General features: G+C 65.2%; 17 protein-coding genes and 9 tRNA genes. 22 read left to right on the top strand and 4 right to left on the bottom strand.

What is annotated here, in order from left to right; genetic code table 11:
- Window positions 1-35: 35 nt before the first annotated feature.
- Complete coding sequence (locus SSKA14_RS19955) at window positions 36-4,775, top strand: host specificity factor TipJ family phage tail protein (protein WP_232281416.1); 4,740 nt, start codon at window positions 36-38, stop codon at window positions 4,773-4,775.
- Window position 4,776: 1 nt separating this feature from the next.
- A complete protein-coding gene (locus SSKA14_RS19950) occupies window positions 4,777-5,139 on the top strand; it encodes a hypothetical protein (RefSeq protein WP_008264882.1) in 363 nt (120 codons plus the stop codon).
- 52 nt (window positions 5,140-5,191) lie between these two features.
- Here the strand turns inward: SSKA14_RS19950 and SSKA14_RS19945 are convergent, their stop codons facing one another.
- Window positions 5,192-5,449, bottom strand: a complete 258-nt coding sequence (locus tag SSKA14_RS19945; RefSeq protein ID WP_040008698.1) for a hypothetical protein — start codon at window positions 5,447-5,449, stop codon at window positions 5,192-5,194.
- 127 nt (window positions 5,450-5,576) lie between these two features.
- Here SSKA14_RS19945 and SSKA14_RS19940 point away from each other — a divergent pair, with 127 nt between their 5' ends.
- From SSKA14_RS19940 to SSKA14_RS19860, 17 genes are all read left to right on the top strand, one after another.
- A complete protein-coding gene (locus tag SSKA14_RS19940) occupies window positions 5,577-6,509 on the top strand; it encodes an SOS response-associated peptidase family protein (protein ID WP_008268077.1) in 933 nt (310 codons plus the stop codon).
- A 203-nt stretch (window positions 6,510-6,712) separates the two neighbouring features.
- On the top strand, window positions 6,713-7,216 hold the full coding sequence (locus SSKA14_RS19935; RefSeq protein ID WP_050413392.1) for a hypothetical protein: 504 nt from the start codon (window positions 6,713-6,715) through the stop codon (window positions 7,214-7,216).
- A 334-nt stretch (window positions 7,217-7,550) separates the two neighbouring features.
- Window positions 7,551-7,627: transfer RNA gene (locus SSKA14_RS19930), tRNA-His, on the top strand.
- A gap of 79 nt (window positions 7,628-7,706) precedes the next feature.
- Window positions 7,707-7,782: transfer RNA gene (locus tag SSKA14_RS19925), tRNA-Lys, on the top strand.
- 197 nt (window positions 7,783-7,979) lie between these two features.
- Window positions 7,980-8,055 (top strand) — tRNA-Lys (locus SSKA14_RS19920).
- Between the two features lie 153 nt (window positions 8,056-8,208).
- Window positions 8,209-8,293: transfer RNA gene (locus SSKA14_RS19915), tRNA-Leu, on the top strand.
- Between the two features lie 357 nt (window positions 8,294-8,650).
- Window positions 8,651-9,946 (top strand): trigger factor, encoded by a 1,296-nt coding sequence (tig, locus tag SSKA14_RS19910; protein WP_008268226.1) that lies wholly within the window; start codon window positions 8,651-8,653, stop codon window positions 9,944-9,946.
- Between the two features lie 76 nt (window positions 9,947-10,022).
- Window positions 10,023-10,649 (top strand): ATP-dependent Clp endopeptidase proteolytic subunit ClpP, encoded by a 627-nt coding sequence (gene clpP / locus SSKA14_RS19905; RefSeq protein WP_004146318.1) that lies wholly within the window; start codon window positions 10,023-10,025, stop codon window positions 10,647-10,649.
- 126 nt (window positions 10,650-10,775) lie between these two features.
- Window positions 10,776-12,065: an ATP-dependent Clp protease ATP-binding subunit ClpX gene (gene clpX, locus SSKA14_RS19900; protein ID WP_004154600.1), complete on the top strand. Its 1,290-nt coding sequence runs from the start codon at window positions 10,776-10,778 to the stop codon at window positions 12,063-12,065.
- Between the two features lie 142 nt (window positions 12,066-12,207).
- The gene (lon, locus tag SSKA14_RS19895; protein WP_008265092.1) at window positions 12,208-14,655 is read left to right on the top strand and encodes an endopeptidase La; all 2,448 of its coding nucleotides are present in this window, start codon (window positions 12,208-12,210) and stop codon (window positions 14,653-14,655) included.
- Window positions 14,656-14,872: 217 nt separating this feature from the next.
- Entirely contained in the window at window positions 14,873-15,145 is a 273-nt protein-coding gene (locus SSKA14_RS19890) for an HU family DNA-binding protein (protein WP_004146343.1), read from the top strand.
- An 11-nt stretch (window positions 15,146-15,156) separates the two neighbouring features.
- Window positions 15,157-15,231, top strand: a tRNA-Val gene (locus tag SSKA14_RS19885).
- A 26-nt stretch (window positions 15,232-15,257) separates the two neighbouring features.
- A tRNA-Asp gene (locus SSKA14_RS19880) sits at window positions 15,258-15,334 on the top strand.
- Between the two features lie 83 nt (window positions 15,335-15,417).
- Window positions 15,418-15,494 (top strand) — tRNA-Asp (locus SSKA14_RS19875).
- An 87-nt stretch (window positions 15,495-15,581) separates the two neighbouring features.
- A tRNA-Asp gene (locus SSKA14_RS19870) sits at window positions 15,582-15,658 on the top strand.
- A 106-nt stretch (window positions 15,659-15,764) separates the two neighbouring features.
- Window positions 15,765-15,841 (top strand) — tRNA-Asp (locus SSKA14_RS19865).
- Window positions 15,842-15,988: 147 nt separating this feature from the next.
- Window positions 15,989-17,944: a peptidyl-prolyl cis-trans isomerase gene (locus SSKA14_RS19860; protein ID WP_008264818.1), complete on the top strand. Its 1,956-nt coding sequence runs from the start codon at window positions 15,989-15,991 to the stop codon at window positions 17,942-17,944.
- Between the two features lie 195 nt (window positions 17,945-18,139).
- Here the strand turns inward: SSKA14_RS19860 and SSKA14_RS19855 are convergent, their stop codons facing one another.
- Window positions 18,140-19,339, bottom strand: a complete 1,200-nt coding sequence (locus tag SSKA14_RS19855) for a lytic transglycosylase domain-containing protein (RefSeq protein WP_008267014.1) — start codon at window positions 19,337-19,339, stop codon at window positions 18,140-18,142.
- Complete coding sequence (gene gloB, locus SSKA14_RS19850; protein WP_008268426.1) at window positions 19,336-20,100, bottom strand: hydroxyacylglutathione hydrolase; 765 nt, start codon at window positions 20,098-20,100, stop codon at window positions 19,336-19,338. Before gloB ends, SSKA14_RS19855 begins: the two co-directional genes overlap by 4 nt.
- An 11-nt stretch (window positions 20,101-20,111) precedes the next feature.
- Here gloB and SSKA14_RS19845 point away from each other — a divergent pair, with 11 nt between their 5' ends.
- Genes SSKA14_RS19845 through dnaQ form a run of 3 tightly spaced genes read left to right on the top strand, consistent with a single transcriptional unit; the run spans window position 20,112 to window position 21,957 of the window.
- The gene (locus SSKA14_RS19845) at window positions 20,112-20,756 is read left to right on the top strand and encodes a methyltransferase domain-containing protein (RefSeq protein WP_008265667.1); all 645 of its coding nucleotides are present in this window, start codon (window positions 20,112-20,114) and stop codon (window positions 20,754-20,756) included.
- A 12-nt stretch (window positions 20,757-20,768) separates the two neighbouring features.
- Window positions 20,769-21,221 (top strand): ribonuclease HI, encoded by a 453-nt coding sequence (gene rnhA / locus SSKA14_RS19840; RefSeq protein ID WP_004154603.1) that lies wholly within the window; start codon window positions 20,769-20,771, stop codon window positions 21,219-21,221.
- A gap of 4 nt (window positions 21,222-21,225) precedes the next feature.
- Window positions 21,226-21,957, top strand: a complete 732-nt coding sequence (gene dnaQ / locus SSKA14_RS19835; protein ID WP_008266121.1) for a DNA polymerase III subunit epsilon — start codon at window positions 21,226-21,228, stop codon at window positions 21,955-21,957.
- Window positions 21,958-22,022: 65 nt separating this feature from the next.
- On the opposite strand, the gene SSKA14_RS19830 is transcribed toward dnaQ, so the two are convergent.
- Window positions 22,023-22,727, bottom strand: coding sequence for a protein phosphatase 2C domain-containing protein (locus tag SSKA14_RS19830; protein ID WP_008268107.1), 705 nt, complete (start codon window positions 22,725-22,727; stop codon window positions 22,023-22,025).
- Window positions 22,728-22,953 lie beyond the last annotated feature (226 nt).

The following is a 22,953-nucleotide window of genomic DNA, read 5'->3' as shown; positions in this document are numbered from 1 at the left end:
TCCGGGGCGTGGTCGGCAAGAGTGCGATCCGGCTGGTGGCCCAGGTCGCGCTGGCCTACTTCACCCTCGGCGGTGCGGCGATTGCCGGTTTCAGCATCGGCACGTCCACGGTGCTGGGTACGACGCTTGCGCGCGTGGCTGTCTACGCCGCCGGCAGCCTGCTGATCAACAAGGTGCTAGGCCCTAAGCTGCCCAGCGCTGCCGCCTCGGCTCCGGCCGACCCCCTCTTCTCGATCTCGGCGCCGCGCAACCGGATGCGTGCCTATGAGCCGCTGTCGTTCGTGCTCGGTACGGTGCGGATCGCGCCGGATGTGGCCAGCAAGCCCTACATGAACTATGAGGGCGATGAGCAGTACCTGTCGCTGGTGCTGACGCCGGGGCTCAACGTGGCCCGGGTGGACGAGCTTTACAACGGTGACGCCCTGCTGAGCAGCTACGAGGGAGTGCAGGTCTGGCACAGCGGCTTCCCTGGTATGCCGGATGAGGCCATCCCGCTGTACAGCAACTCTGGCAGCGTCGACGGTGGCGTGATCCTGGACACCAGCAGCGATCCCAAGCACACACCCAGCAATTGGGTTCAGCGCACCAGCTCGGCGGGTGCGATCCGGCTGCAGGTGAATATGGATTTCCGCATCTTCGATGCGGACAAGAAGGGCCGCGACTACGAGAACCGCGAACAGATCCAGATCCAGTACCGGGCGGTGGGCGAGAGCGGATGGCGCGCGTTCGGCAACTACACCGTGGCCGGCCGGACGCAGAAGTCCCGCCGTGCGACCTATGGCCTCGATGTTCCGCCCGGTCAGTACGAAGTGCGAGTGCGGACTGCGGGTCTGAACACCGACGGGAGCAATGCGCAGGCCAGCTTCAGCTGGACCAACCTCGTCAGTGTGCTGCCCGACACGGCCAGTTATGACGGCATCCCGCGCATCGGCATCCGCATGAAGGCTTCCGGGCAGCTCAACGGCAGCCCCGACGAGTTGCGCTGCGTGGCGCATTCCTTCCCGATTCCGGTGTGGAAGGGCGACGCCATCGGCTGGGTCACCGAAGAAAGCAGCAACCCCGGCGCACAGATCCTGGCTTACGCTCGCGGCATCAAGTCGCCGGCGGGCGTTCGGATTGCCGGCATGGGCCTGCCCGACAGCCAGATCGACGTGGAGGCGCTAAAGGCCTTCATGCTGCACTGCGCGGCCAATGGCTTCACTTACGACTATCAGGTGGCCGAGAAGCGAAACCACCAGGCTGTGATGGACGCGATCGCGCTGGCAGGCTTCGGCCAGATCGCGTGGCCGAAGGGTCGACTGGCCGTGGTGTGGGCCGCCGATGAGCAGCCGCTGTCGGGCGTGGTCAATATGGCCACGATCAAGAAGGGGCAGTTCCAGGTCGAGTACACCTTGGCCAACGGCGCCGACGGCATCGAATACAGCTACCTGGACCGTGCCACGTGGGAGGCCAAGACCCTGCGCGTGCCTGCGCCAGGCGTGACCACCATGCTCAATCCGGCACAGGTGACCGGAGAGGGCGTCACCAGCGAGGCGCATGCCGCAATGCTGGCCCGGTGGCACCTGGCGCAGAGCCTGTACCAATACAAGTCGATCAGCTACAGCACCGATATCGAGCATCTGGCCTACGGCCGCATGTCGGTGCTGGCGTTGCAGCACGACCTGACGCAATGGGGCTTCGGCGGCCAGGTCCTGTTTGCATCGATGGGGCCGGGGCGCGCCGTGACACTGCAGCTCGACGTGCCGGTGCCTGCCCCCGCGCAGGGCAGCGCTTACATCGGCCTGCGCATCCCGGGCGAGCGGGTGTACCGCGTCCTGCGGGTGCGCCCGTTCACCGGAGAAAGCGACCAGCTGCAGCTGGCCGACCCGTGGCCGACCGATGCCGAGCTGCCGGGCAACAGCGACAGCAACCCGGCATGGGACACGATCTGGATCTACGACTTCAAGCAGACGCCGGGCTACCGCGTGCGCGTGGTGGGCATCCAACCGGAGAACGATCTCAAGGGCGCCGCGGTCGACGTGGTGGCCGAGGGCCCGGAGTACTGGCACTACGTGAAGACCGGCGAGTACATCCCGCCGGAGAACGGCTCCCAACTGGGCACCCGGCCGGTGGCCAGCAACCTGCGGATCACCGAGCGCCAAGTGGTGCAGGGCGACACGGTGTTTTCCGAGCTGCAGGCCTCGTTCGATATCACCGGGCCGGTGGGGGAGATCCGCGTGCTGTCGGACTTGGACCAGAATTCGGAGCTGGAGCAGGTCGCCTCGACCACCACGCGCTCGGCCACCTGGCGCATTCCGCGCGCAGGCGTATACCCGATCACCGTGCGGCCCTACAGCCCGGACGGGCAGGCTGGCGTGGCGGTGACGGTGACCTATGCCACGCACGGTGCGGACGTACCTCCGGTGCTGGTTGACCTGTTCGACGTGGAAGAGCGCAGCGGCGGCGTGCGGCTTTACACCTGGGGCTGGCTGGGCGACACGACGCGATCGGCAGACTTTGCCGGCGTCGAGATCCGCTACATGCCGGGGAAGGACATGAGCCCGGACTGGAATGCTATGACGCCGGTAGGCGAGACGGGCTATCACACAGCGCCGTTCGAAGCGGTTATCCCCGAGTCGGGCGACTGGACGTTCGCCTGCCGCAGCGTGAACACCTCGGGCGAGCTCTCCACCGGCATGCGCGTGGTGGTCAAGACGCTGGGGAACAACCTCGGCGAGCAGATGCAGGAGACCTGGGAAGAGGCGGAGCGGGCCAACCAGCGGGTGGGGCAGGAGATCATCGATCGACTGGCCGGCGATCTGGCTGCGATCAACGAGGCTGTGGGCAAGGCGCGTCAGTACACGGACGAGCAGGTTGCCGCGCTCAACGGCATCCTGGAGGACATTGTCGGCGCCGACGAATGGGCGGCCGGCACGACCTATCCGGTCGGCGACTTCGTGCGCCGCGCTGGAACGTTGTATCGGTCGCTGGCCGAGAACGTCGACGTGGAGCCCGGCACCAACCCGGCTGTCTGGGATGCTATCGGCGACTACACCTCGGTGGGCGATGCGCTGGCGGCGGCCATCAGTATGTCCACGAAAAACGCCAGTGACATTGAGGCTGAGGCCAGCCGCGTGGATGCGGTGGTTGCGCGGATGCCGGCGGGTGCTGGCACGCTCGCCACTTTCGCACAGGTGGCCAGCGAGCAGCAGGCACGCGCCGATGCTGACTCGGCCTTGGGCCAGCGTCTCGAAAGCACCAGCGCAGCGCTGGACGGAAAGGCGAGCACGGCGAGCGTGAATGCAGTCGAGCAGGCCAGTGTCAGTCGCGACAGTGCATTGGGCGAGCGGATCAATACGACCAATGCGGCATTGGAAGGAAAGGCGTCCACAGGCTCCGTTCAGCTGTTGAGCAGCGAGCTTGGCGTCCAGAAGGGGCGCATTGACGCGCAATCGCAAGCGCTGACACAGGTGAATGCGAAGCTCTCCGGTTCTCCCCTGGAAATTATTCGCACGGGACGTTTCACGGCGAGCACTGGCGTTGGAGCGTGGCAAACAGGCCTCGTCCAGTCTGATCCGGGACATTCGTCTGGGTATGTGCTGCGCGTTGCTACAAACAACGGCTATGAAGGTGGCATTGCGGATGCCGTCCCGTGCTCGCCGGACGAGATCATCGACTTGCGCGCAGATTGCTACGGCGGCTATATGCCTGCTGGGACAGGCAGCTACTTCGCATTGCACTTCATAGACGCAGTTGGCGGGACCGTCAGCCATGTCTATCCCATCTACTGTGCCGGTGGCTCGGGGTGGCGCTACGGGGTCGCCGCTTCAGTGCCGGTGCCGACGGGCGCCTGCTATGTGCGCGGTGTGCTCTTCAGCGGCTCCAGTGGCTATGCGTTCTGGCAGGACTTGAGTGCGAAGCGGAGGACGGTGTCCGAGGCGGCTAGTGCGAGCGCTACCCAGGCGCTGTCGGTGCGTGCCACGCAGCTGGAGAATGGGCAGAGCCAGCTGCAGGCGTCCTACACCTGGGCACTGGACGTAAACGGCCGGGCCATCGGCATGACGTCTGTCAACAACGGCTCCATCGGTCGGATCGACTTCGTTGCTGATCGATTCGGCATCGTTGATCCGAACAACACCGGTAGCACGACGTTCGAGGGCGGCCGCTGGGTCACCCGATCCGGGGCCTACATGATGGTGCACGGCAAGCCGTTCGGCGTGTCCAACGACCTGATGATGTGGTTCGGTATTGGTTCCAACCCGGCCAATGCGAGCAAGGCGAATGCGCTGTTCTGGATAGACAACCAGGGTAGTGGCTACTTTGGTGGCAGCCTGTCGGCCGGCGTGCTCAAGAACGCGGTGCAGACCACCTCGACCAACGGCAACGCCGAGATCGTCAACGGGCCTTTCTCGACCCTGGGGCGCGCCAAGAACGTCGTGGTCAGCTACGACATGACCAAGACCGACACGGCGCACACGGGCCGGTGGACCAGGGTTTCCGGGCCTGTGAACGCAACCATCGCGATCTACCGGAAGGTCGGAAACGGCGGAGAGCAGTTCATCACCAACTTCAACGTCACGGGCAACTATGAGGTGCTGAACGAGCAGGGTGGCCCGTCGCAGCTGATCTCGCGCATGGCAGGCTCGCACACCTTCACCGACAACACCCCGGGCACCGAGCAATTCACCTACCGCGCCATCATCGTCACCCGCAACGTGGCCACCGGCACGGCGAGCGGCGGTACGGTCGGCGTGGTGATCAATCAGACGCTGGGCATCATTTCCGTGGAGCAATGAGATGTCACCGATTCTTTCCGAGAGCAACAACAACCGGGTCGAGATGTTGGCGACCCGGATCGAGGTTCAGTGGGATTTCCGAAACAACGATGGCCCGGTACTGTTCAACTTCGACCGGGTGGATTGGGACCCGGTCGCGAACCACGTGAACAGCCGGGAGTACGACCGAACCATCCCGGCGCGGATCCAGACCTTGATCGGTCGCGAGTACACCATCATCCACCCGGTAACTGGCGAGCAGGAGGTGGTGCCTGGCTGGAAGCTCATGGCGCTGATCAAGGCAGCGACGGACCGGGTCTGGGAGGCGGCGACCTCGCCCCCAGCGGTGGTTACGGCGCCGCTGGGGGATGGTGGGGCCACGTAGCCGTCGACGGGCGGTGGACGGGGCATCGTGGCGCTGGGCGCAGGCGAGAAGGTTATCGAGCGCGAGGGGATAGCAGGCGCTCGAAGGCCCGGTGCTGACTCTGCGCCTGCAGAATCCTCGCCATCACCGCCACGTAGACGGCGCCGTCGATCATGGCGATGCCTTTCAGCTGCTCGGGGAGATAGAGCATGGCGCCTGCGGCCATCACCAGGGAGAGCGCTACGAGCGCTTGATAGAGGATCGGCTGTCCGGTGCCTTGCAGCTTGGGCCATGCCCGGTGAGGACTGGTCGATTGGGGCGCTGTCCGCATTGGATTCTGTCTCCTGTCGATGCGAACTCAGGGTCACGGCGGTTTAGGTGTTTGACAAGAGTGATTGACGACACTGAGGGGGGATGCCCTCACATCGCCGCAACGGCCGCTGCTGCCAGATGGCGCCATGTGCTACTCCGCCCAGATCACCGCCGCCTACCAGAAGCTGATCCGGATGACCGGCGCCACGCTGTCGCTGCAGGAGTTCGCAGCGCTGTACGCCCACGACCCCGGGAAGAAGCGGCCGAAGACCCCGAAGGCGATGGATGACGCCTTCCGCACCGGTGCGAGCCCGGCCGAGCTGGCGGTGTGGGCGGAGGTCGAGCAGTGGAACCGGGCCGAGGCCGCGGTGCTTGAGCAGGAGTTGTTCGCCAATCGCAAGCGCCTGGCCGACGCCGAGCGGGCACTGCAGGTGAAGGAGACGAAGAAGGCCCGGGAAGACGTGCGGATCGCCGGCAACAAGATCGATCGCGCCTTGGCGAAGCTGGCCGACCTGAAACGCACGGAACCCAAGGACCGCGACAGCCGCATCTTCCCCGGCGTCTACGCCCCGGTGATCGTGTCCGATGGCGGCAAGCTGGTCATCCGGCCCATGCGTTACCAGTGCCGTCTCGCGGGGAAGCCGGCGAACTACGATCAGCGCTACCCGGGCACCTACAACGCCCGCCGCGACAGCCTGGAGAAGTTCTGGGCGCCGGCCTTCGGCCACACCCATGGCCTGCTGGTGGTCGACACCTTCTACGAGAACGTGGAGGGGCCAGACGGGAAGAACCAGGTGGTGCAGTTCACGCCGCGCACGGGTGAGTCGATGCTGGTGGCCTGCCTGTGGTCACATTGGACGGACCCCGCCGGCAAGGAGCCGGATCTGCTTTCCTTCGCCGCGATCACCGATGACCCGGAGCCCGAGGTGGCTGCGGCTGGTCACGACCGGACCATCATCAACATCAAGCCCGAGCACGTCGACGCGTGGCTGAACCCGGACGCGACCGACCTGGCCGCGCTCTACCGGATCTTTGATGACAAGCGGCACCCGTTCTACGAGCATCGGCTGGCGGCGTAGGGGAACGCGGAGGCAACGCCGCGAGGTTGCCCGATGGCGCCGGCGGGGTGGAGTGGGCATCCTAACCTTGCCGGATCCGGGGCCGCAGGCAGCTCAACCCGGGGGCGCTTGAGCAGCGCCGCGCCGGCACTGATTCCGAACGATTCAGGCAGGTTGCCGCCGCGTTCGCAGGATCTGCGACTGCCGGACGTATCCTCCCGGCCATGATCTCTGCGACCTACCAAGGCTTCCGCACCGCACCTATCCCGTCTGGCTGGGTCCAGACGGGGGACCGCTGGGATCTGTGGTGGAACGGGCGTTCTGTTGCCAACGTCACGCCGGCACCCGGGCGCGGTGTCCGGGTGCACTTGGATGCGCGAAAGATATCGCAGACCAAGAAGGTCTTCGCCGCCAGTGCGTCTCAGGGCAAGCGCTACGCAGAGCGCTGGTGCGCGGCCAGGCTGTACCAGGGTCTCCCCCTGCGAGAGGCGGTGGAGCGCCTGACCGACAACACGCCGATCCAGCCGGAGCCGCCACTGCCCGGCTTGCCGCCGACTCGCGAGCAGCAGCAACAGGCGCGCCGCCTGGCCGAGGCGACCGCCACCGCCACGGCGCGGGTCAGAGAAGCGTTGGAGCCTGCCAAGCCGCCGCCGCCGAAACCCCGCCCGAAGGACGGCCGCAAAGCGTGGGTGAGGGCAGGGCTGCAGCAGCTGCGCCGGGGCGTTTGACCGCTCAGGCTCCAGAAAACTTCCGCATTGCCCCTTGCGACACAAGGGCTACGGCACGTCTGCTCCAGAAATCAGTTCAATGCAAGTCTTTGATTCGGCTCCACAGTCAGGCAGACTTCTAAGCCGGCGGTTACAGGTTCGATTCCTGTCGGGCGCGCCATTGGCGAGGCACCGGGATCGTATCGATAGATGTGAAGAAGTGCTTGCAAACGCGCGCAGACTCCACCAGAATATCGGACTCGCTTCGGCGGACCGGAACTTCGGTGGTGGTCTCCAGGCAAAGGTTTGAAGTTCCCGTGCCAGTGGTATCGGCGGGGGAGCGAAAGTTTCAGTGGTGGCTGTAGCTCAGTTGGTTAGAGTACCGGATTGTGATTCCGGTGGTCGGGGGTTCGAATCCCCTCAGCCACCCCACTGATTCAACCGCATCGGCATGGCCGAAACGGTATTGCAATAAACAGAAAGCACGCTACAATGTGCGTCTGAGTTTCACGGGCCGTTAGCTCAGTTGGTAGAGCAGTTGACTCTTAATCAATAGGTCCAAGGTTCGAATCCTTGACGGCCCACCAAGACAGAAGCCACCTGGTACGCCAGGTGGCTTTTTTCTTATTAGTGTGACTCCTTCGTTTTGATGGATCACGTGCAGCAGAGCCCTTCTTTTCAGGGGCGTGCGGCAGAAGCGGGATCGCGGTGCTGGTTTCAACGGTGTTGAAGAAAGCGCTTGCACCCACCGAGCGGATCGGGTCATAATTCGCGCCCCGATTTCGGGCTGTTAGCTCAGTTGGTAGAGCAGTTGACTCTTAATCAATAGGTCCAAGGTTCGAATCCTTGACAGCCCACCAGACGAAAGCCACTTGGTCCGCCAAGTGGCTTTTTTCTTGCCTGCATGTTGATGGAATCGGCGCAGAGCGCGCCTTCAAGATGATGGATTCAGCTTTGTGCAGGCCTTTCGCTTACGGCCTCTGCCTGCGACAATGACGGCCTGTGCCGGCCACGCGAAAGTGGCGGAATTGGTAGACGCCCTGGATTTAGGTTCCAGTGCCGCAAGGCGTGGGGGTTCGAGTCCCCCCTTTCGCACCAGCAGTGGTGCCTCCATGGCCGGCCAGCCTCCCCTCTGCACTGCCACGGGCAAGCCTCCTGCCGGTCGATCATCGCTGCCGGCGCGCGTTCCGGCTTTCCGGCGCCGCCCTCTGGCGGCTGCGGTCCCGGGAGTTGCGGCGGTCGCCTGAAGGGACCTCGGCACCGCGTCGCGCTGCTCCCGTACCCGCCCGCAGGCCTGGCTCGGCCCCCTTGACCGGCACGCGCTGGCAGTGCAGGCCGAATTGGGCGAAACTAAAGGGCTGCGGCAAGCAGGCGCGTCCCAGACGCCGTGTCCTTACAACCGTTTCATCCCAATCATCGAGCCGGGGGCCTGGGCCACCGGTGGCAGGAGTCAACATGCAAGCTTCGATCGAATCCACCGGCAACCTGGAACGCCGCCTGAGCTTCTCGCTGCCGGAAGACCGTCTGCAGAGCCACATCGTCGGCCGCCTGGGCGAAATCGCCCGTACCACCCGCATCAAGGGTTTCCGTCCGGGCAAGGTGCCGGCCAAGGTGATCGAGCAGCGCTTCGGCGCGCAGGTCCGTGGCGAGGCGCTGGACGGCCTGCTGCGCGAAACCTTCGATGCCGCCGTGCGTGAGCACGACCTGCGCATCGTCGGCAGCCCGCGCATCGACAAGGGCGACGAGGGTGAGTTCTCCTTCGTGGCCACCGTGGAAGTGGTGCCGGACTTCGGCGACATCGACGTCAGCAAGCTGACCGTGGTGCGCCACAGCGCCGAAATCACCGATGCCGACATCGACCAGATGATCGAGAACCTGCAGAACCAGCGTCGTACCTGGGCCCCGGTCAGCCGTGGCGCGCAGGACGGTGACCTGGTCGCGGTGGAAACCTGGTCGCAGGCCGGCGAAGAGCGCCTGCCGGCCGAAGGCACCGAGAAGGGTTCGATCGTGCTCGGTCAGGGCATGATGTTCGACACCATCGAAAAGGGCCTGGTCGGCCTGGCCAAGGGCGAAGAGAAGACCTTGGACGTCGAGTTCCCGGCTGACTGGCGCGTGCCGGTGCTGGCTGGCAAGACCGTGCAGGTCACCGTCAAGGTTGCCGAAGTGTCCGAGCCGGTCGTGCCGGCGGTCGACGAAGCCTTCATCAAGAGCTTCGGCGTGAAGGGCGGCGACGTCGAGCAGTTCCGCAGCGACATCCGTGCCAACCTGGAGCGCGAGCTGAAGGGTGCGCTGATGAACCGCCTGCGTCGCGAAGTGGGCGAGCAGCTGATCGCCGCCTACGCTTCGGTGGAAATGCCGCCGCGCCTGGTCGAGAACGAAGCCCGCGCCATGCTGGCCCAGCAGGTGGAGCAGATCCGCCGCAACGGCCAGAACGTCGGTGAGATCCCGGCCGATGCCCATGAGGGCTTCAAGGACGCTGCTGCCAAGCGCGTGCTGGTCGGCCTGCTGGTCGGTGAAGTGGCCCGTACCAACGACCTGCGCCTGGAAGCCAAGCGCCTGAACGAAACGATGCGCCTGATCGCTTCGACCTACGAAGAGCCGGAGCAGGTCATTGAGATGTACCGCAACGACCCCCAGCTGATGTCTGGCCTGCAGAACCGCGTGATGGAAGAGCAGGTGATCGACTGGATCGCCGAGCGTGCCCAGCACACCGAAGAAAAGCTGTCGTTCCAGGACGCGATCCGCCAGTAAGCCCGGGCGGATCACCGAATGCCCCGCGCCTTTGCCGGCGCGGGGTTGTTTCCCCCCAAGATAGGTACCTCACGTAATGGACAACCGAACCAAAGCCCTGAACCTGGTTCCGATGGTGGTCGAGCAGACCAGCCGCGGCGAGCGTGCCTACGACATCTATTCGCGCCTGTTGAAGGAGCGCCTGATCTTCCTCGTAGGCCCGATCGACGATCACATGGCCAACGTGGTGGTGGCGCAGTTGCTGTTCCTGGAATCGGAAAACCCGGAAAAGGACATCAACATCTACATCAACTCGCCGGGTGGCGTGGTCACCGCCGGCATGGCGATCTACGACACCATGCAGTACATCAAGCCGAATGTGAGCACCACCTGCATCGGCCAGGCCGCCTCGATGGGCGCCCTGCTGCTGGCTGCGGGCGAAGCTGGCAAGCGCTACGCGTTGCCGAATTCGCGCGTGATGATCCACCAGCCGCTGGGCGGCTACCAGGGCCAGGCCACCGACATCGACATCCATGCGCGTGAGATCCTGACCCTGCGTTCGCGCCTGAACGAGGTACTGGCCAAGCACACCGGCCAGTCGCTGGAGACGATCGCCCGTGACACCGAGCGCGACAACTTCAAGAGCGCCTTCGAGGCGCAGGCCTATGGTCTGGTCGACCAGGTCCTGGAGCGTCGTCCGGATGAGTCGATCCAGGCGGGTTGACCGGCCTTCACGGGGCCCGGCAGGCCCCGTTCCTGCAGGGTCGGGCGGGACTGGTGTCCCCTCGGCCCTGTGCTATTCTCGAATCGAACCCCCGTTCAGCGGGTGGGGTAACTGGGTAAGCGAAGCATGAGCGAAGACCGCCAAGGTCGTTCCACGGACACCGGCAAGATCCTCTACTGCTCTTTCTGCGGCAAGAGCCAGCATGAAGTGCGCAAGCTGATTGCGGGTCCGAGCGTATTCATCTGCGATGAGTGCGTGGAGCTGTGCAACGACATCATCCGTGAGGAACTCGAGGAAAAGGCGCAGTCGGCGCGCAGTTCGCTGCCCAAGCCGCGCGAGATCCTCGAGGTTCTCGACCAGTACGTGATCGGCCAGAACCGTGCCAAGCGCACCTTGGCCGTGGCCGTGTACAACCACTACAAGCGCATCGAGAGCCGGCAGAAGAACGACGACGTCGAACTGGCGAAGTCGAACATCCTGCTGGTCGGCCCGACCGGTTCGGGCAAGACGCTGCTGGCCGAGACCCTGGCCCGCCTGCTCAACGTGCCGTTCACCATGGCCGACGCCACCACGCTGACCGAAGCCGGTTACGTGGGCGAGGACGTGGAGAACATCATCCAGAAGCTGCTGCAGAAGTGCGACTACGACGTCGAGAAGGCACAGCAGGGCATCGTCTACATCGATGAGATCGACAAGATCTCGCGCAAGAGCGAGAACCCGTCGATCACCCGCGATGTGTCCGGCGAAGGCGTGCAGCAGGCCCTGCTGAAGCTGATCGAAGGCACCGTGGCCAGCGTTCCGCCGCAGGGCGGCCGCAAGCACCCGCAGCAGGAATTCCTGCAGGTGGACACCAAGAACATCCTGTTCATCTGCGGCGGCGCGTTCGCCGGGCTGGACAAGGTGATCCAGGCCCGTTCCACCGACGTCGGCAGCATCGGTTTCGGCGCCAAGGTCAAGAGCAGCGAGCGCAAGCAGGAAGTGGGCAAGGTGCTGGCCGAAGTCGAGCCGGAAGACCTGATCAAGTTCGGCCTGATTCCCGAGTTCGTCGGCCGCCTGCCGGTGGTGGCGACCCTGGAGGAGCTGGACGAGCCGGCCCTGATCAAGATCCTGACCGAGCCGAAGAACGCCATCACCAAGCAGTTCAAGAAGCTGTTCGAGATGGAGAACGTCGAGCTGGAGTTCCGTCCGGACGCGCTGTCGGCCATCGCCAGGAAGGCGCTCAAGCGCAAGACCGGCGCCCGCGGCCTGCGCACCATCGTCGAATCGGTTCTGCTGGACACCATGTATGACCTGCCGTCGCAGGAAAACGTCAGCAAGGTGGTGGTGGACGAGTCGGTGATCGAGCACAAGTCCGAGCCGTACCTGATCTACCAGACCCCGGCGGCCCCTGAACAGAAGGCCGCAGGCGCCGAGTGATCCTTCCAGGTTGTTGATTGGAAAGGATTTTCAAGGAATGCCTTGCATCTGAAAGCCGATGGCCCCATAACGGGGCCATCGGCTTTTTTTGTCTCCGGAAGATGCCCTCCCGGAGGCGGTTTTCCCCTTCCCTGGAGCCCCCATGGCCCGTTCCCCAAGTGAAACCCTCGACCTGCCGGTCCTGCCGCTGCGCGACGTAGTGGTGTTCCCGCACATGGTCATCCCGCTGTTCGTCGGCCGTGACAAGTCCATGCACGCGCTTGAACAGGCAATGGAAGCGGACAAGCGCATCCTGCTGCTGGCGCAGAAGTCGGCCGAGACCGACGACCCGCATGCGGCCGACCTCTACCAGGTCGGTACGCTGGCGCAGGTGCTGCAGCTGCTGAAGCTGCCCGACGGCACCATCAAGGTGCTGGTCGAAGGCCTGTCGCGCGTGCAGGTCACCCACGTCGACGAGCGCAACGGCTCGCTGCACGGCCAGGCCGTTGAGATCGATGCCACCGATGAGCGCGAAGCCCGCGAGGTCGAGGCGATCGCGCGCTCGCTGATGTCGCTGTTCGAGCAGTACGTCAAGACCAACCGCAAGCTGCCGCCGGAACTGCTGCAGACGCTGTCGGGCATTGACGAGCCGGCCCGCCTGGCCGACACCATCGCCGCGCACATCAGCGTGCGCCTGGCCGACAAGCAGCGCCTGCTGGAAACGCTGGCCGTGAGCGACCGCCTGGAGATGCTGGTCGGCCTGGTCGATGGCGAGATCGATGTGCAGCAGATGGAGAAGCGCATCCGCGGCCGCGTGAAGTCGCAGATGGAGAAGAGCCAGCGCGAGTACTACCTCAACGAACAGATGAAGGCCATCCAGAAGGAACTGGGTGACCTGGACGACGCGCCGGGCGAGCTGGAAGAGCTGGCCCGCAAGATCGCCGAAGCCGGCATGCCGAAGGCTGTTGAAGCCAAGGCACGCAACGAACTGAACAAGCTCAAGCAGATGTCGCCGATGTCGGCTGAAGCAGCGGTCGTGCGCAACTACCTGGAGTGGTTGCTGGGCGTGCCGTGGAAGAAGCGCAGCAAGGTGCGCAAGGACCTGAAGGCCGCGCAGGACACCCTCGACGCCGATCACTACGGCCTGGAGAAGGTCAAGGAGCGCATCCTTGAGTACCTGGCGGTGCAGTCGCGCGTGAAGCAGATGAAGGGCCCGATCCTTTGCCTGGTCGGACCGCCGGGCGTGGGCAAGACCTCGCTGGGCCAGTCCATCGCCAAGGCCACCAACCGCAAGTTCGTGCGCATGTCGCTGGGCGGCGTCCGCGACGAAGCCGAGATCCGTGGCCATCGCCGTACCTATGTGGGTTCGATGCCGGGCCGGATCGTGCAGAACCTCAACAAGGTCGGCAGCAAGAACCCGCTGTTCGTGCTCGACGAGATCGACAAGATGTCGATGGACTTCCGTGGCGATCCGTCGTCGGCGCTGCTGGAAGTGCTTGACCCGGAGCAGAACAACGCGTTCAACGACCACTACCTGGAAGTGGACCTGGACCTGTCCGAAGTGATGTTCGTAGCGACGTCGAACTCGCTGAACATCCCGGGCCCGCTGCTGGACCGCATGGAAGTGATCCGCATCCCCGGCTACACCGAGGATGAGAAGCTCAACATCGCCACGCGTTACCTGGTGCCGAAGCAGATCAAGGCCAACGGCCTGCAGCCGGAAGAACTGGAGATCGGCAGCGATGCGATCCAGGACATCGTGCGCTACTACACGCGCGAATCGGGCGTGCGCAACCTGGAACGCGAGATCGCCAAGATCTGCCGCAAGGTGGTGAAGGAGATCGCGCTGACCGGCCCGCAGCCGGTGAAGGCGAAGAAGGCTGCCAAGAAGAAGGCGCTGGTGAGCGTGTCCAGCAAGAACCTGGACAAGTACCTGGGCGTGCGTCGCTTCGACTTCGGCCGTGCCGAGGAAGAGAACGAGATCGGCCTGGTCACCGGCCTGGCCTGGACCGAGGTCGGTGGCGATCTGCTGCAGATCGAATCGACGCTGGTGCCGGGCAAGGGCCAGCTGATCCTGACCGGCCAGCTCGGCAACGTGATGAAGGAATCGGCGTCGGCGGCGTTGTCGGTGGTGCGCTCGCGCGCGGTCGGCTTCGGCATCGACAGCGACTTCCTGCAGAAGCACGACGTGCACCTGCACGTGCCGGACGGTGCCACGCCGAAGGACGGCCCCAGTGCCGGTGCGGCGATGGTCACCTCGCTGGTGTCGATGCTGACCAAGGTGCCGGTGCGTGCCGACGTGGCGATGACCGGCGAGATCACCCTGCGCGGTCGTGTCACGGCCATTGGTGGCCTGAAGGAGAAGCTGCTGGCTGCGCTGCGCGGCGGCATCCGCACGGTCATCATTCCGGAAGAGAACCGCAAGGACCTTGCTGACATCCCGGCCAACGTCACCCGCGATCTGAAGATCGTGCCGGTGAAGTACATCGAAGAAGTGCTGGACCTGGCACTGGAGCGTCCGTTGGCACCGAAGAAGGCGCGCAAGAGTGCGCAACGTGTCACGGTGCGGAGCAAGGCCAAACCGAGTGGAAACGCGCGCGTCAAGCATTGACGCGCGCTGTCCAATGGCCCGAAACCCGCGTCGTTACTGGCTTTCCAGCTTGCGTGGGGGTAGGGCCGCTGGTATAAAAGCAGCACTCGCGAATGAGTGATCGCTGTCAGCGATGACTGAATCGGCGAACCGTTTCCACATGGCGGCCGCATGCAGAAGGCGTGCGGTTGCTTCCCTGTCGAATCCGCGGAACCCACCGCCAAAGGAGTTGTAGAGAATGAACAAGACCGAATTGATCGATGCCGTTGCTGAAGCTGCCGACCTGACCAAGGCCGAGTCCAGCCGCGCTGTCGATGCCGTCGTTGCTGCCGTCACCAAGGCGCTGAAGGACGGCGATGCGGTCACCCTGGTTGGCTTCGGTACCTTCCAGGTCCGCGACCGTGCTGCCCGCACCGGCCGCAACCCGAAGACCGGCGACACCATCAAGATCGCTGCTTCGAAGAATCCGTCGTTCAAGGCTGGCAAGGCCCTGAAGGATGCTGTAAACTAAGCGGCTCGCTGGGGTGCTTAGCTCAGCGGTAGAGCGTCTCCTTTACACGGAGAGGGTCGGGGGTTCGAAACCCTCAGCACCCACCACAGCACCGCGGTAAAAGTTTGAGTGTGGAGCGGTAGTTCAGCTGGTTAGAATGCTGGCCTGTCACGCCGGAGGTCGCGGGTTCGAGTCCCGTCCGCTCCGCCATTCAACGAGGCCTCCGGCCAAAAGCTGGAGGCTTTGTTTTCTTCCCGGTCCAGGCCGGCGGAAAACAAAAACGGTAACAACGCGGAGCGGTAGTTCAGCTGGTTAGAATGCTGGCCTGTCACGCCGGAGGTCGCGGGTTCGAGTCCCGTCCGCTCCGCCATTACATCGAGGCCCCCGGTCTGAAGCCGGGGGCCTTGTCTTCTCCCCGGAAGGTTCGGGAAGAAGGCGAAAAGGTTTTTGCAAGAACGGAGCGGTAGTTCAGCTGGTTAGAATGCTGGCCTGTCACGCCGGAGGTCGCGGGTTCGAGTCCCGTCCGCTCCGCCATTGCAGAATTCTTAAGTCCCTGTGAAAAAACTTTGAAAAAAGTGTTCATCGGGCTGGGTTTCCAGGGAGTCTTCGGATATACTGGGCACCTGCAAAGTTTCAGCGCGGAGCGGTAGTTCAGCTGGTTAGAATGCTGGCCTGTCACGCCGGAGGTCGCGGGTTCGAGTCCCGTCCGCTCCGCCAACTCTAAAAGCCCTCGGCACACGCCGGGGGCTTTTTCTTTGTGCGCTCGCGAAGAGGCGCGCAGGCCGCGCCGGTGCTGCTTTTGGTCCCTGCGGCGAAGCGGGTTACACTGCCGGGCTCGCCAATCAGGCCTTGTGATTCCTCACCATGCTGCAGAAACTCCGCGACAAGACCTCAGGCTGGATCGTCACCGTGATCCTGGGGCTGCTGATGATTCCGTTCCTGTTCGTGATCGACAACAGCTACCTTGGTGGCGTTGGCGCTCAGAACGTGGCCAAGGTTTCCGCACCTCCGACCTGGTGGCGTTCGGCGCCGTCGTGGTGGCCGGTGCGCATGCTGTGGCAGCACCACGAGATCAGCGCGCAGGATTTCCGCACCCGTTTCGAACAGGAACGCATGCGCGAGCGCCAGCAGCAGGGCGAGAACTTCGACCCGCGCGCGTTCGAAAGCACCGAAAACAAGCTGGCCGTGCTCGACCAGCTGATCGACGAGCAGGTCGTGCGCCTGGTGGGTGAGCAGGCCGGCGTCGTGATCGGCGATGGTGCCGTGCGCGAGTACATCGCCACCATCCCGGCCTTCCTCGATTCGAACGGCAAGTTCAACGAGAACAACTACCGCCTGGCGCTGGCCGGTGGCAATCCGCCGCGTACCCCGACCCAGTTCCAGGAACTGGTGCGTGAGAGCCTGCAGCAGTCGGTGATTCCGTCGGGCCTGCAGAACTCCGGTTTCGTCACCCAGTCCGAGACCGAGCGCCTGCTGAAGCTGCTGGGCGAGACCCGCGACGTCGAGCTGGCCGCGCTGCCGGAAGTGCCGGCCGATACCGCGCCGGTCACCGATGCGCAGATCAAGCAGTGGTATGACAGCCACGGCAAGGATTTCCGCCAGGCCGAGAGCGTCTCGCTGGAGTATGTCGAGATCAACGGCGGCACCCTGCCGGCACCGGCCGCGGCCGACGAAGCGACCCTGCGCAAGCGCTATGAAGACGAGAAGGCGAAGTTCACCTCGCCGGAGCAGCGCCAGGCTGCGCACATCCTGATCACCGGCGACGGTGCCGAAGCCAAGGCCAACAAGATTGCCGCCGAAGCCAAGGCCGCCGGCGCCGACTTCGCCGCGCTGGCCAAGGCCAACTCGGAAGATCCGGGCTCGAAGGCGCAGGGCGGTGACCTGGGTTGGGTCGAGCGTGGCGCGATGGTCAAGCCGTTCGAAGACGCCCTGTTCGCCGCCAAGGCCGGCGACGTGATCGGCCCGGTCAAGACCGACTTCGGTTACCACATCATCAAGGTGGCCGCCGTGCGCGGTGGCCAGGGCAAGTCGTTCGAGGAAGTGCGTGACACGCTGGCCGCCGAGCAGCTGAAGGCCGATGGCGAGCGCGGCTTCAACGAGCTGGCTGGCCGCCTGGTTGACGCCATCAACAAGAGCCCGAGCGATCTGGCGGCTGCAGCCAAGGAAGTGAAGCTGCCGCTGCAGACCCTGGGCCCGATCACCCGTGCTACCGCCAGCGGCATCGCCGCTGATCCGGCGGTGCTGCGCGCAGCCTTCTCCGACGTGCTGGTACAGGACGGCACCGCCAGCGACCCGATCGCCCTGGGCGGCGCCAGCAACCACAGTGTGGTCATCCGCGTCTCCGCGCATACGCCGGAACAGGCGATGCCGCTGGACAAGGCCCGCGAGCAGGTGATTGCCGCGATCCGCGCCGATCGCCAGCGCCAGGCCAGCGACAAGGCTGCTGACGCCGTGCTGGCCAAGCTGAAGGGCGGCGCCACCCTGCAGTCGCTGGCGGCCAGCGAGAAGCTGCAGCTGAGCCCGATGCCGGGCCTGCCGCGCAGCCAGCCGGTGCCGACCCCGGACATCCACCGCGCGATCTTCAGTGCGCCGGCGCCGGTCAATGGCAAGCCGAGCTACGGCAAGGTTGACGTGAACGGCCACGCGCTGCTGTTCGCGGTGAACAAGATCAACCCGGGCGACATCAAGGAAGTGACCGCCGAGCAGCAGAAGCAGCTGAAGGACCAGCTGAGCCAGATCGATGGCATGGCGGCAGCCAAGGCCTACGTCGAGGCGATGCGCAAGAAGTTCGTGGTCCAGACCACCGAAGCCAACCTGTAAGCCTCACGGCGGACAGGAACGAAAAAGGCCCGGCATTGCCGGGCCTTTTTTGTGGAGCCAGGTGCGTAGAGTCGAGCTTGCTCGACTGGATATACAAAAGCAGTCGAGCAAGCTCGACTCTACGAGGGCAGCCGTGCCGGCGCATGAAAAAGCCGAGCGTGGGCTCGGCTCCAAGGGGAGTGCTTGGCTGGCGCGTCAGTCTTCGACGCGCAGCACCGCACCGGGCTTCAGCACGCTGCTGCCGCTCAGGCCGTTCAGCGAGAGCAGGGCCTTCACTGGCATGCCGTAGCGGCGGGCGATCGTCCAGGCCGACTCGCCATCACGCACGGTATGGCGGCGGCTGCGCGGGCGGTCGGCGATGGCGGCAACGGTCTTGGCGACCGTCGGCGTGGGCACAGCAGTGGCCGCCGGGGCCGCGCTGGCGACCAGGGCGCTCGCCGCCTCCGTGACCGTCGCATTGGCGGCCGAGACAGGAGCCAGCACGCGGGTGGTGCCGGAAGCGCGGCCGCCCGATGCCAGCGCGGGGTTGAGGCGGGCGATCTTCGCCGGGTCCAGGGCGCGCTGTGCGGCCCACTGCTGGACGCTGGTGCCGGCCGGCAGGGTGTGGTCCTTCAGCACCGGCACGGTGCGGTCCAGCGAGGCCATCACGCCGGGCTGGTCTTCCACGTCTTCCAGCACGCAGGCCAGGGCATGCAGCTTCTCGACGTAGGCATGGGTGACCGGCGACAGGCCGGGCAGGGCCGAAGGCGTGGCGTTCTGCGCATTCATGCCGGCCTTGCGCATGGATTGCAGCACGCGGTACTCGCCGGCGTTGTAGGCCATGGTGGCCAGGCGCCAGTCGCCGCCGAACATGCCGTGCAGGGTCTTCAGGTAGCGCACCGCGGCCTGGGTCGAATCGACCGCCGACAGGCGGCCGTCGTAGCCGTTGGCCATCGGCACGCGGTGGTTGCGCGCGGTGGTGGCGATGAACTGCCACAGGCCGGTCGGGCCGCTGCCATTGCGGGCATTGGGCCGGTAGCCGCTTTCGACGAAGGGAATCAGCGCGAATTCGGTGGGCAGGTTGGCCTTGCGCAGCTCTTCGACCACGTAGCCGAACAGCACCAGTGCATCGTCATCCTGGTTGGCCAGGCGCGAAGGGGCATGGGCGAACTGCTTCTGCCAGCGCGGGCTGGTGGCTTCGGCGTCACAGCGCGGCTCGGCCAGGCCGTCGCGGAAGCTGGTGAAGATCTCCTGGCCATTTCGTACCGAAGCGGCCGGCAGCGTGGACGGGTCCAGCGGCAGGGCGGCGGCAGCCGTCAGGTTCTGGCTGATGCCGGCGCCCAGCGACTGAGCGCCTGCGGTTCCGGCCAGCCCCAGGGCAAGGCCCAGGGCCAGCGGCAGACTTCGGCGCATCATGCGCGGAAGCCGTCTTTCCAATGCCGGAGACCGGCCATCACGTCGACGTCGTCCACGACGTCACGGCCCAGGTGTGCCGATACCGACGCACGAATCGGCGCCGTGTGCACACGCAGGAAGGGATTGCAGTCGAATTCGTTGGCCAGGGTTACCGGCAGGGTGGAACGGTCATCGCGGCGCATGGCCAAAGCCTCCTCTTGGCGCTGCCACAGGGCAGCGTTGGCGGGGTCGACATGCCGCGCGAAGACGGCATTTGACACGGTGTACTCGTGGGCGCAACAAAGCAGCAGTTGCGCGGGCAAGGTACCCAGCTTGCGCATCGATGCCAGAAGCTGGGACGGCGTACCTTCGAACAGACGTCCACAGCCCAGGCTGAACAACGAATCTCCGCTGAAAAGATGTTCAGCAGTGTGAAACGCGATGTGGCTGCGGGTATGCCCGGGCACGGATAGTACGTGGAACATCCGGCCCAGTGCCTGAACGCGTTCACCTTCGCCGACCCGTTCGGTGGCCGTGGGGATGCGCTCGTCGACGGGGGCGATCACCCGCACGCCGGGAAAACGGGCCTGTAGCGCGGGGACGCCACCGATGTGGTCGTCGTGATGGTGGGTAAGCAGGATCGTGTCCACGCGCAGGCCCTGTTCGGCCAGCGCGAGCACCGGCGCAGCATCGCCGGGGTCGACGACCACGGCGGCGCCATCGTCGTCGATCAGCGTCCAGATGTAGTTATCCGCAAATGCGGGCAGGGCAGTCAGTCGCATAGAATTGGACCATGCCCGCGCTGCAGAGCACCCGTCAAGCGAGCCAGACCCCGTGGTTCGACAGTGAACCGGCGGCGGCGTTGCGCGTGCTGGAGCGGCAATTGCTGCTGCCGCAGCTGTCGGTGTTGCCGGCCCAGCCCTGGTTGTGGATCGCGCCGAGTGTGGCCTGGTTGGACGACGCACAGCTGGGTGGGCGCGGCCTGCGACTGCACCGGCAGGGTCACGGCTATGCCGGCGATACCCGCTGCGCGTTGCCGCTGCCGTTGGCCAACGAGAGCGTCAATGCGATCGTGCTGCAGCATGTCACCGCCGCCGATGCCGACCAGCTGCTCGACGAGTGCGAGCGCGTGCTGATGCCGGGCGGCCACCTGTGGCTGAGCAGCCTCAATCCGTTCAGTCCGTACCGCACGCGTTGGCGCCAGCACGGGCTGGTGGTGCGTACGCCGCAGCGGATCCGCCTGCTGCTCGGCCGGCATGGCCTGGAGTGCGACGATATGCGTTATCTCGGCCCGCTCTGGCGGGGGGCCGGCAGCCGTCGTCCCGGTGGCTGGGCGCCGCTGCGCGCGGCCTGCCTGTTCCATGCGGAAAAACGCACGCTGGCCCTGCCCGGGCCGAAACCGTTGCCGGTGCGTTGGCACGGCACCGTTGCTACCTGATCTGGAGTTGTATTGAAAACCATCGAAATCCACACCGACGGATCCTGCCTCGGCAATCCCGGCCCGGGCGGCTGGGCCGCGCTGCTGCGTTACAAGGGCCATGAGCGCGAACTGAGTGGCGGCGAAGCGCATACCACCAACAACCGGATGGAGCTGATGGCGGCCATTTCCGGGTTGGAGACGCTGACCGAGCCCTGCAACATCGTGCTCTACACCGACTCGCAGTACGTACGGCAGGGGCTGACGCAGTGGATGCCGGGCTGGATCCGCAAGAACTGGAAAACCGCTGGCGGTGACCCGGTGAAGAACCGTGAACTGTGGGAGCGGCTGCATGCAGCGACGCTGCGGCACCAGATCGACTGGCGCTGGGTGAAGGGGCACTCCGGTGACCCGGACAACGAGCGGGTCGACACGCTGGCCCGCAACGCGGCGATCCAGGTCCGCGACTCCAGCCCGGTAAACTGAGCCCATGCGTCAGATCATCCTCGATACCGAAACCACCGGCCTGGAGTGGAAGAAGGGCAACCGCATCGTCGAAATCGGCTGCGTGGAGCTGTTCAAGCGCCGCCCGACCGGCAACAACTATCACCAGTACATCAAGCCGGACTGCGAGTTCGAACAGGGCGCGCAGGAAGTCACCGGGCTGACCCTGGAGTTCCTCGACGACAAGCCCGGTTTCGCGCAGATCGCCGATGAGTTCCTGGCGTTCATCGATGGCGCTGAGCTGATCATCCACAACGCGGCATTCGACCTGGGCTTCCTCGACAACGAGCTGTCGCTGCTGGGTCCGCAGTACGGGAAGATCACCGACCGCTGCACGGTGATCGATACCCTGGCAATGGCGCGCGAGCGCTTCCCGGGCCAGCGCAACTCGCTGGATGCGCTGTGCAAGCGGCTGGGCGTGGACAACTCGCACCGTGCATTGCACGGCGGCCTGCTTGATGCGCAGATCCTGGGCGATGTCTACATCGCGCTGACCTCGGGCCAGGAAGAGATCGGCTTCGGCCTGGGTGATGAGGACGGCGGTGGCGCAGGTGCAGCGCTGCAGGCGTTCGATGCCAGCAAACTGCTGCCGCGCCCTCGGGTGATGGCGACGCCATCGGAACTGGAAGCGCACGCTGCGCGGTTGGAGCGGCTGCGCAAGAAGGCCGGCCACGCGCTGTGGGATGGCCCGAAGGTGGAAGAGCCCGCCAGCGCGTAATGCGTGGCGGTCGTGCCGGCCGCTGGCCGGCATCGCCGCATCCACGCATGGCGTGGATCTACCGGCTAATGGCAGCGCACCAGGATCACGCTGATGTTGTCGCGGCCGCCGCCATCGAGCGCGGCGGCGACCAGCGTATCCACGCATTCCTGTGCGCTGGCGTCCTCGAACGCCAGGGTGCGGGCGATGCCGCGGTCGTCTACTTCTTCGGTGAGGCCGTCACTGCACAGCAGCAGCTGCATGCCCGGGCGCAGCTCACCGCTGGTGGTGGCCACGTTCAGATGCGCAGGATCGGTCACGCCCAGGGCCTGGGTGACCACGTTGCGATGTGGATGCGCCCGCGCCTGTTCGGCGGTCAGGTTGCCCTGCGCGACCAGTTCCTGCACCACGCTGTGATCCTGGCTGAGCTGGGCCAGCTGGCCATCGCGCCACAGGTAGGCACGGCTGTCGCCCACCCACGCCACTTCATAGCGGTTGCCCTGCACGCGCGCGGCGACGACGGTGGTACCCATCGGCAGCGTGTCGTTGCGCCGCCGCGAGGCGCGGATGATCTCCTCGTCGGCGGTGCGGATGGCCTGCACCAGCGGCGCGCCGCGGCGGATTTCGCGCACGATGGTTTCGCGCGCCAGCGCACTGGCTACTTCACCGCAGGCATGCCCGCCCATGCCATCGGCCACCAGCCACAGGGCCAGCTCAGTGTCACCGTAGTAGGTGTCCTCGTTGAGCTCGCGGCGCATGCCGGGGTGGGTGAGGTGTCCGAATTCGATCATGGTGGGCAGGGGCGGGGTAATGCTGGGGAGACGGGCATCATCGGGCGGCTGCAGGCATCCGGCAAGGCGTGCGCTCAGGAAATTTTCACTTCATTGGCCGCAATGACTTGTCGCCGGCCTCACTTCCTCGTATGATGCGCGTCCCCGGTCCGCCGGGGACCACCCGGAGAGGTGGCAGAGTGGTTGAATGTACCTGACTCGAAATCAGGCAGGCGTTTATAGCGCC

Origin of the sequence: Stenotrophomonas sp. SKA14 (assembly GCF_000158575.1) — a bacterium.
GTDB lineage: Bacteria > Pseudomonadota > Gammaproteobacteria > Xanthomonadales > Xanthomonadaceae > Stenotrophomonas > Stenotrophomonas forensis.
Note: the sequence above shows the minus strand (reverse complement) of the source record. Positions and strands in the feature narration are given on the sequence as shown.

Bases quoted from the DNA above. Each gene is read 5' to 3' on its own strand.
- SSKA14_RS19950 (WP_008264882.1), top strand. From the start codon at position 4,777: ATGTCACCGATTCTTTCCGAGAGCAACAACAACCGGGTCGAGATGTTG.
- SSKA14_RS19945 (WP_040008698.1), bottom strand. From the start codon at position 5,449: ATGCGGACAGCGCCCCAATCGACCAGTCCTCACCGGGCATGGCCCAAG.
- SSKA14_RS19940 (WP_008268077.1), top strand. From the start codon at position 5,577: ATGTGCTACTCCGCCCAGATCACCGCCGCCTACCAGAAGCTGATCCGG.
- SSKA14_RS19935 (WP_050413392.1), top strand. From the start codon at position 6,713: ATGATCTCTGCGACCTACCAAGGCTTCCGCACCGCACCTATCCCGTCT.
- tig (WP_008268226.1), top strand. From the start codon at position 8,651: ATGCAAGCTTCGATCGAATCCACCGGCAACCTGGAACGCCGCCTGAGC.
- clpP (WP_004146318.1), top strand. From the start codon at position 10,023: ATGGACAACCGAACCAAAGCCCTGAACCTGGTTCCGATGGTGGTCGAG.
- clpX (WP_004154600.1), top strand. From the start codon at position 10,776: ATGAGCGAAGACCGCCAAGGTCGTTCCACGGACACCGGCAAGATCCTC.
- lon (WP_008265092.1), top strand. From the start codon at position 12,208: ATGGCCCGTTCCCCAAGTGAAACCCTCGACCTGCCGGTCCTGCCGCTG.
- SSKA14_RS19890 (WP_004146343.1), top strand. From the start codon at position 14,873: ATGAACAAGACCGAATTGATCGATGCCGTTGCTGAAGCTGCCGACCTG.
- SSKA14_RS19860 (WP_008264818.1), top strand. From the start codon at position 15,989: ATGCTGCAGAAACTCCGCGACAAGACCTCAGGCTGGATCGTCACCGTG.
- SSKA14_RS19855 (WP_008267014.1), bottom strand. From the start codon at position 19,339: ATGATGCGCCGAAGTCTGCCGCTGGCCCTGGGCCTTGCCCTGGGGCTG.
- gloB (WP_008268426.1), bottom strand. From the start codon at position 20,100: ATGCGACTGACTGCCCTGCCCGCATTTGCGGATAACTACATCTGGACG.
- SSKA14_RS19845 (WP_008265667.1), top strand. From the start codon at position 20,112: ATGCCCGCGCTGCAGAGCACCCGTCAAGCGAGCCAGACCCCGTGGTTC.
- dnaQ (WP_008266121.1), top strand. From the start codon at position 21,226: ATGCGTCAGATCATCCTCGATACCGAAACCACCGGCCTGGAGTGGAAG.
- SSKA14_RS19830 (WP_008268107.1), bottom strand. From the start codon at position 22,727: ATGATCGAATTCGGACACCTCACCCACCCCGGCATGCGCCGCGAGCTC.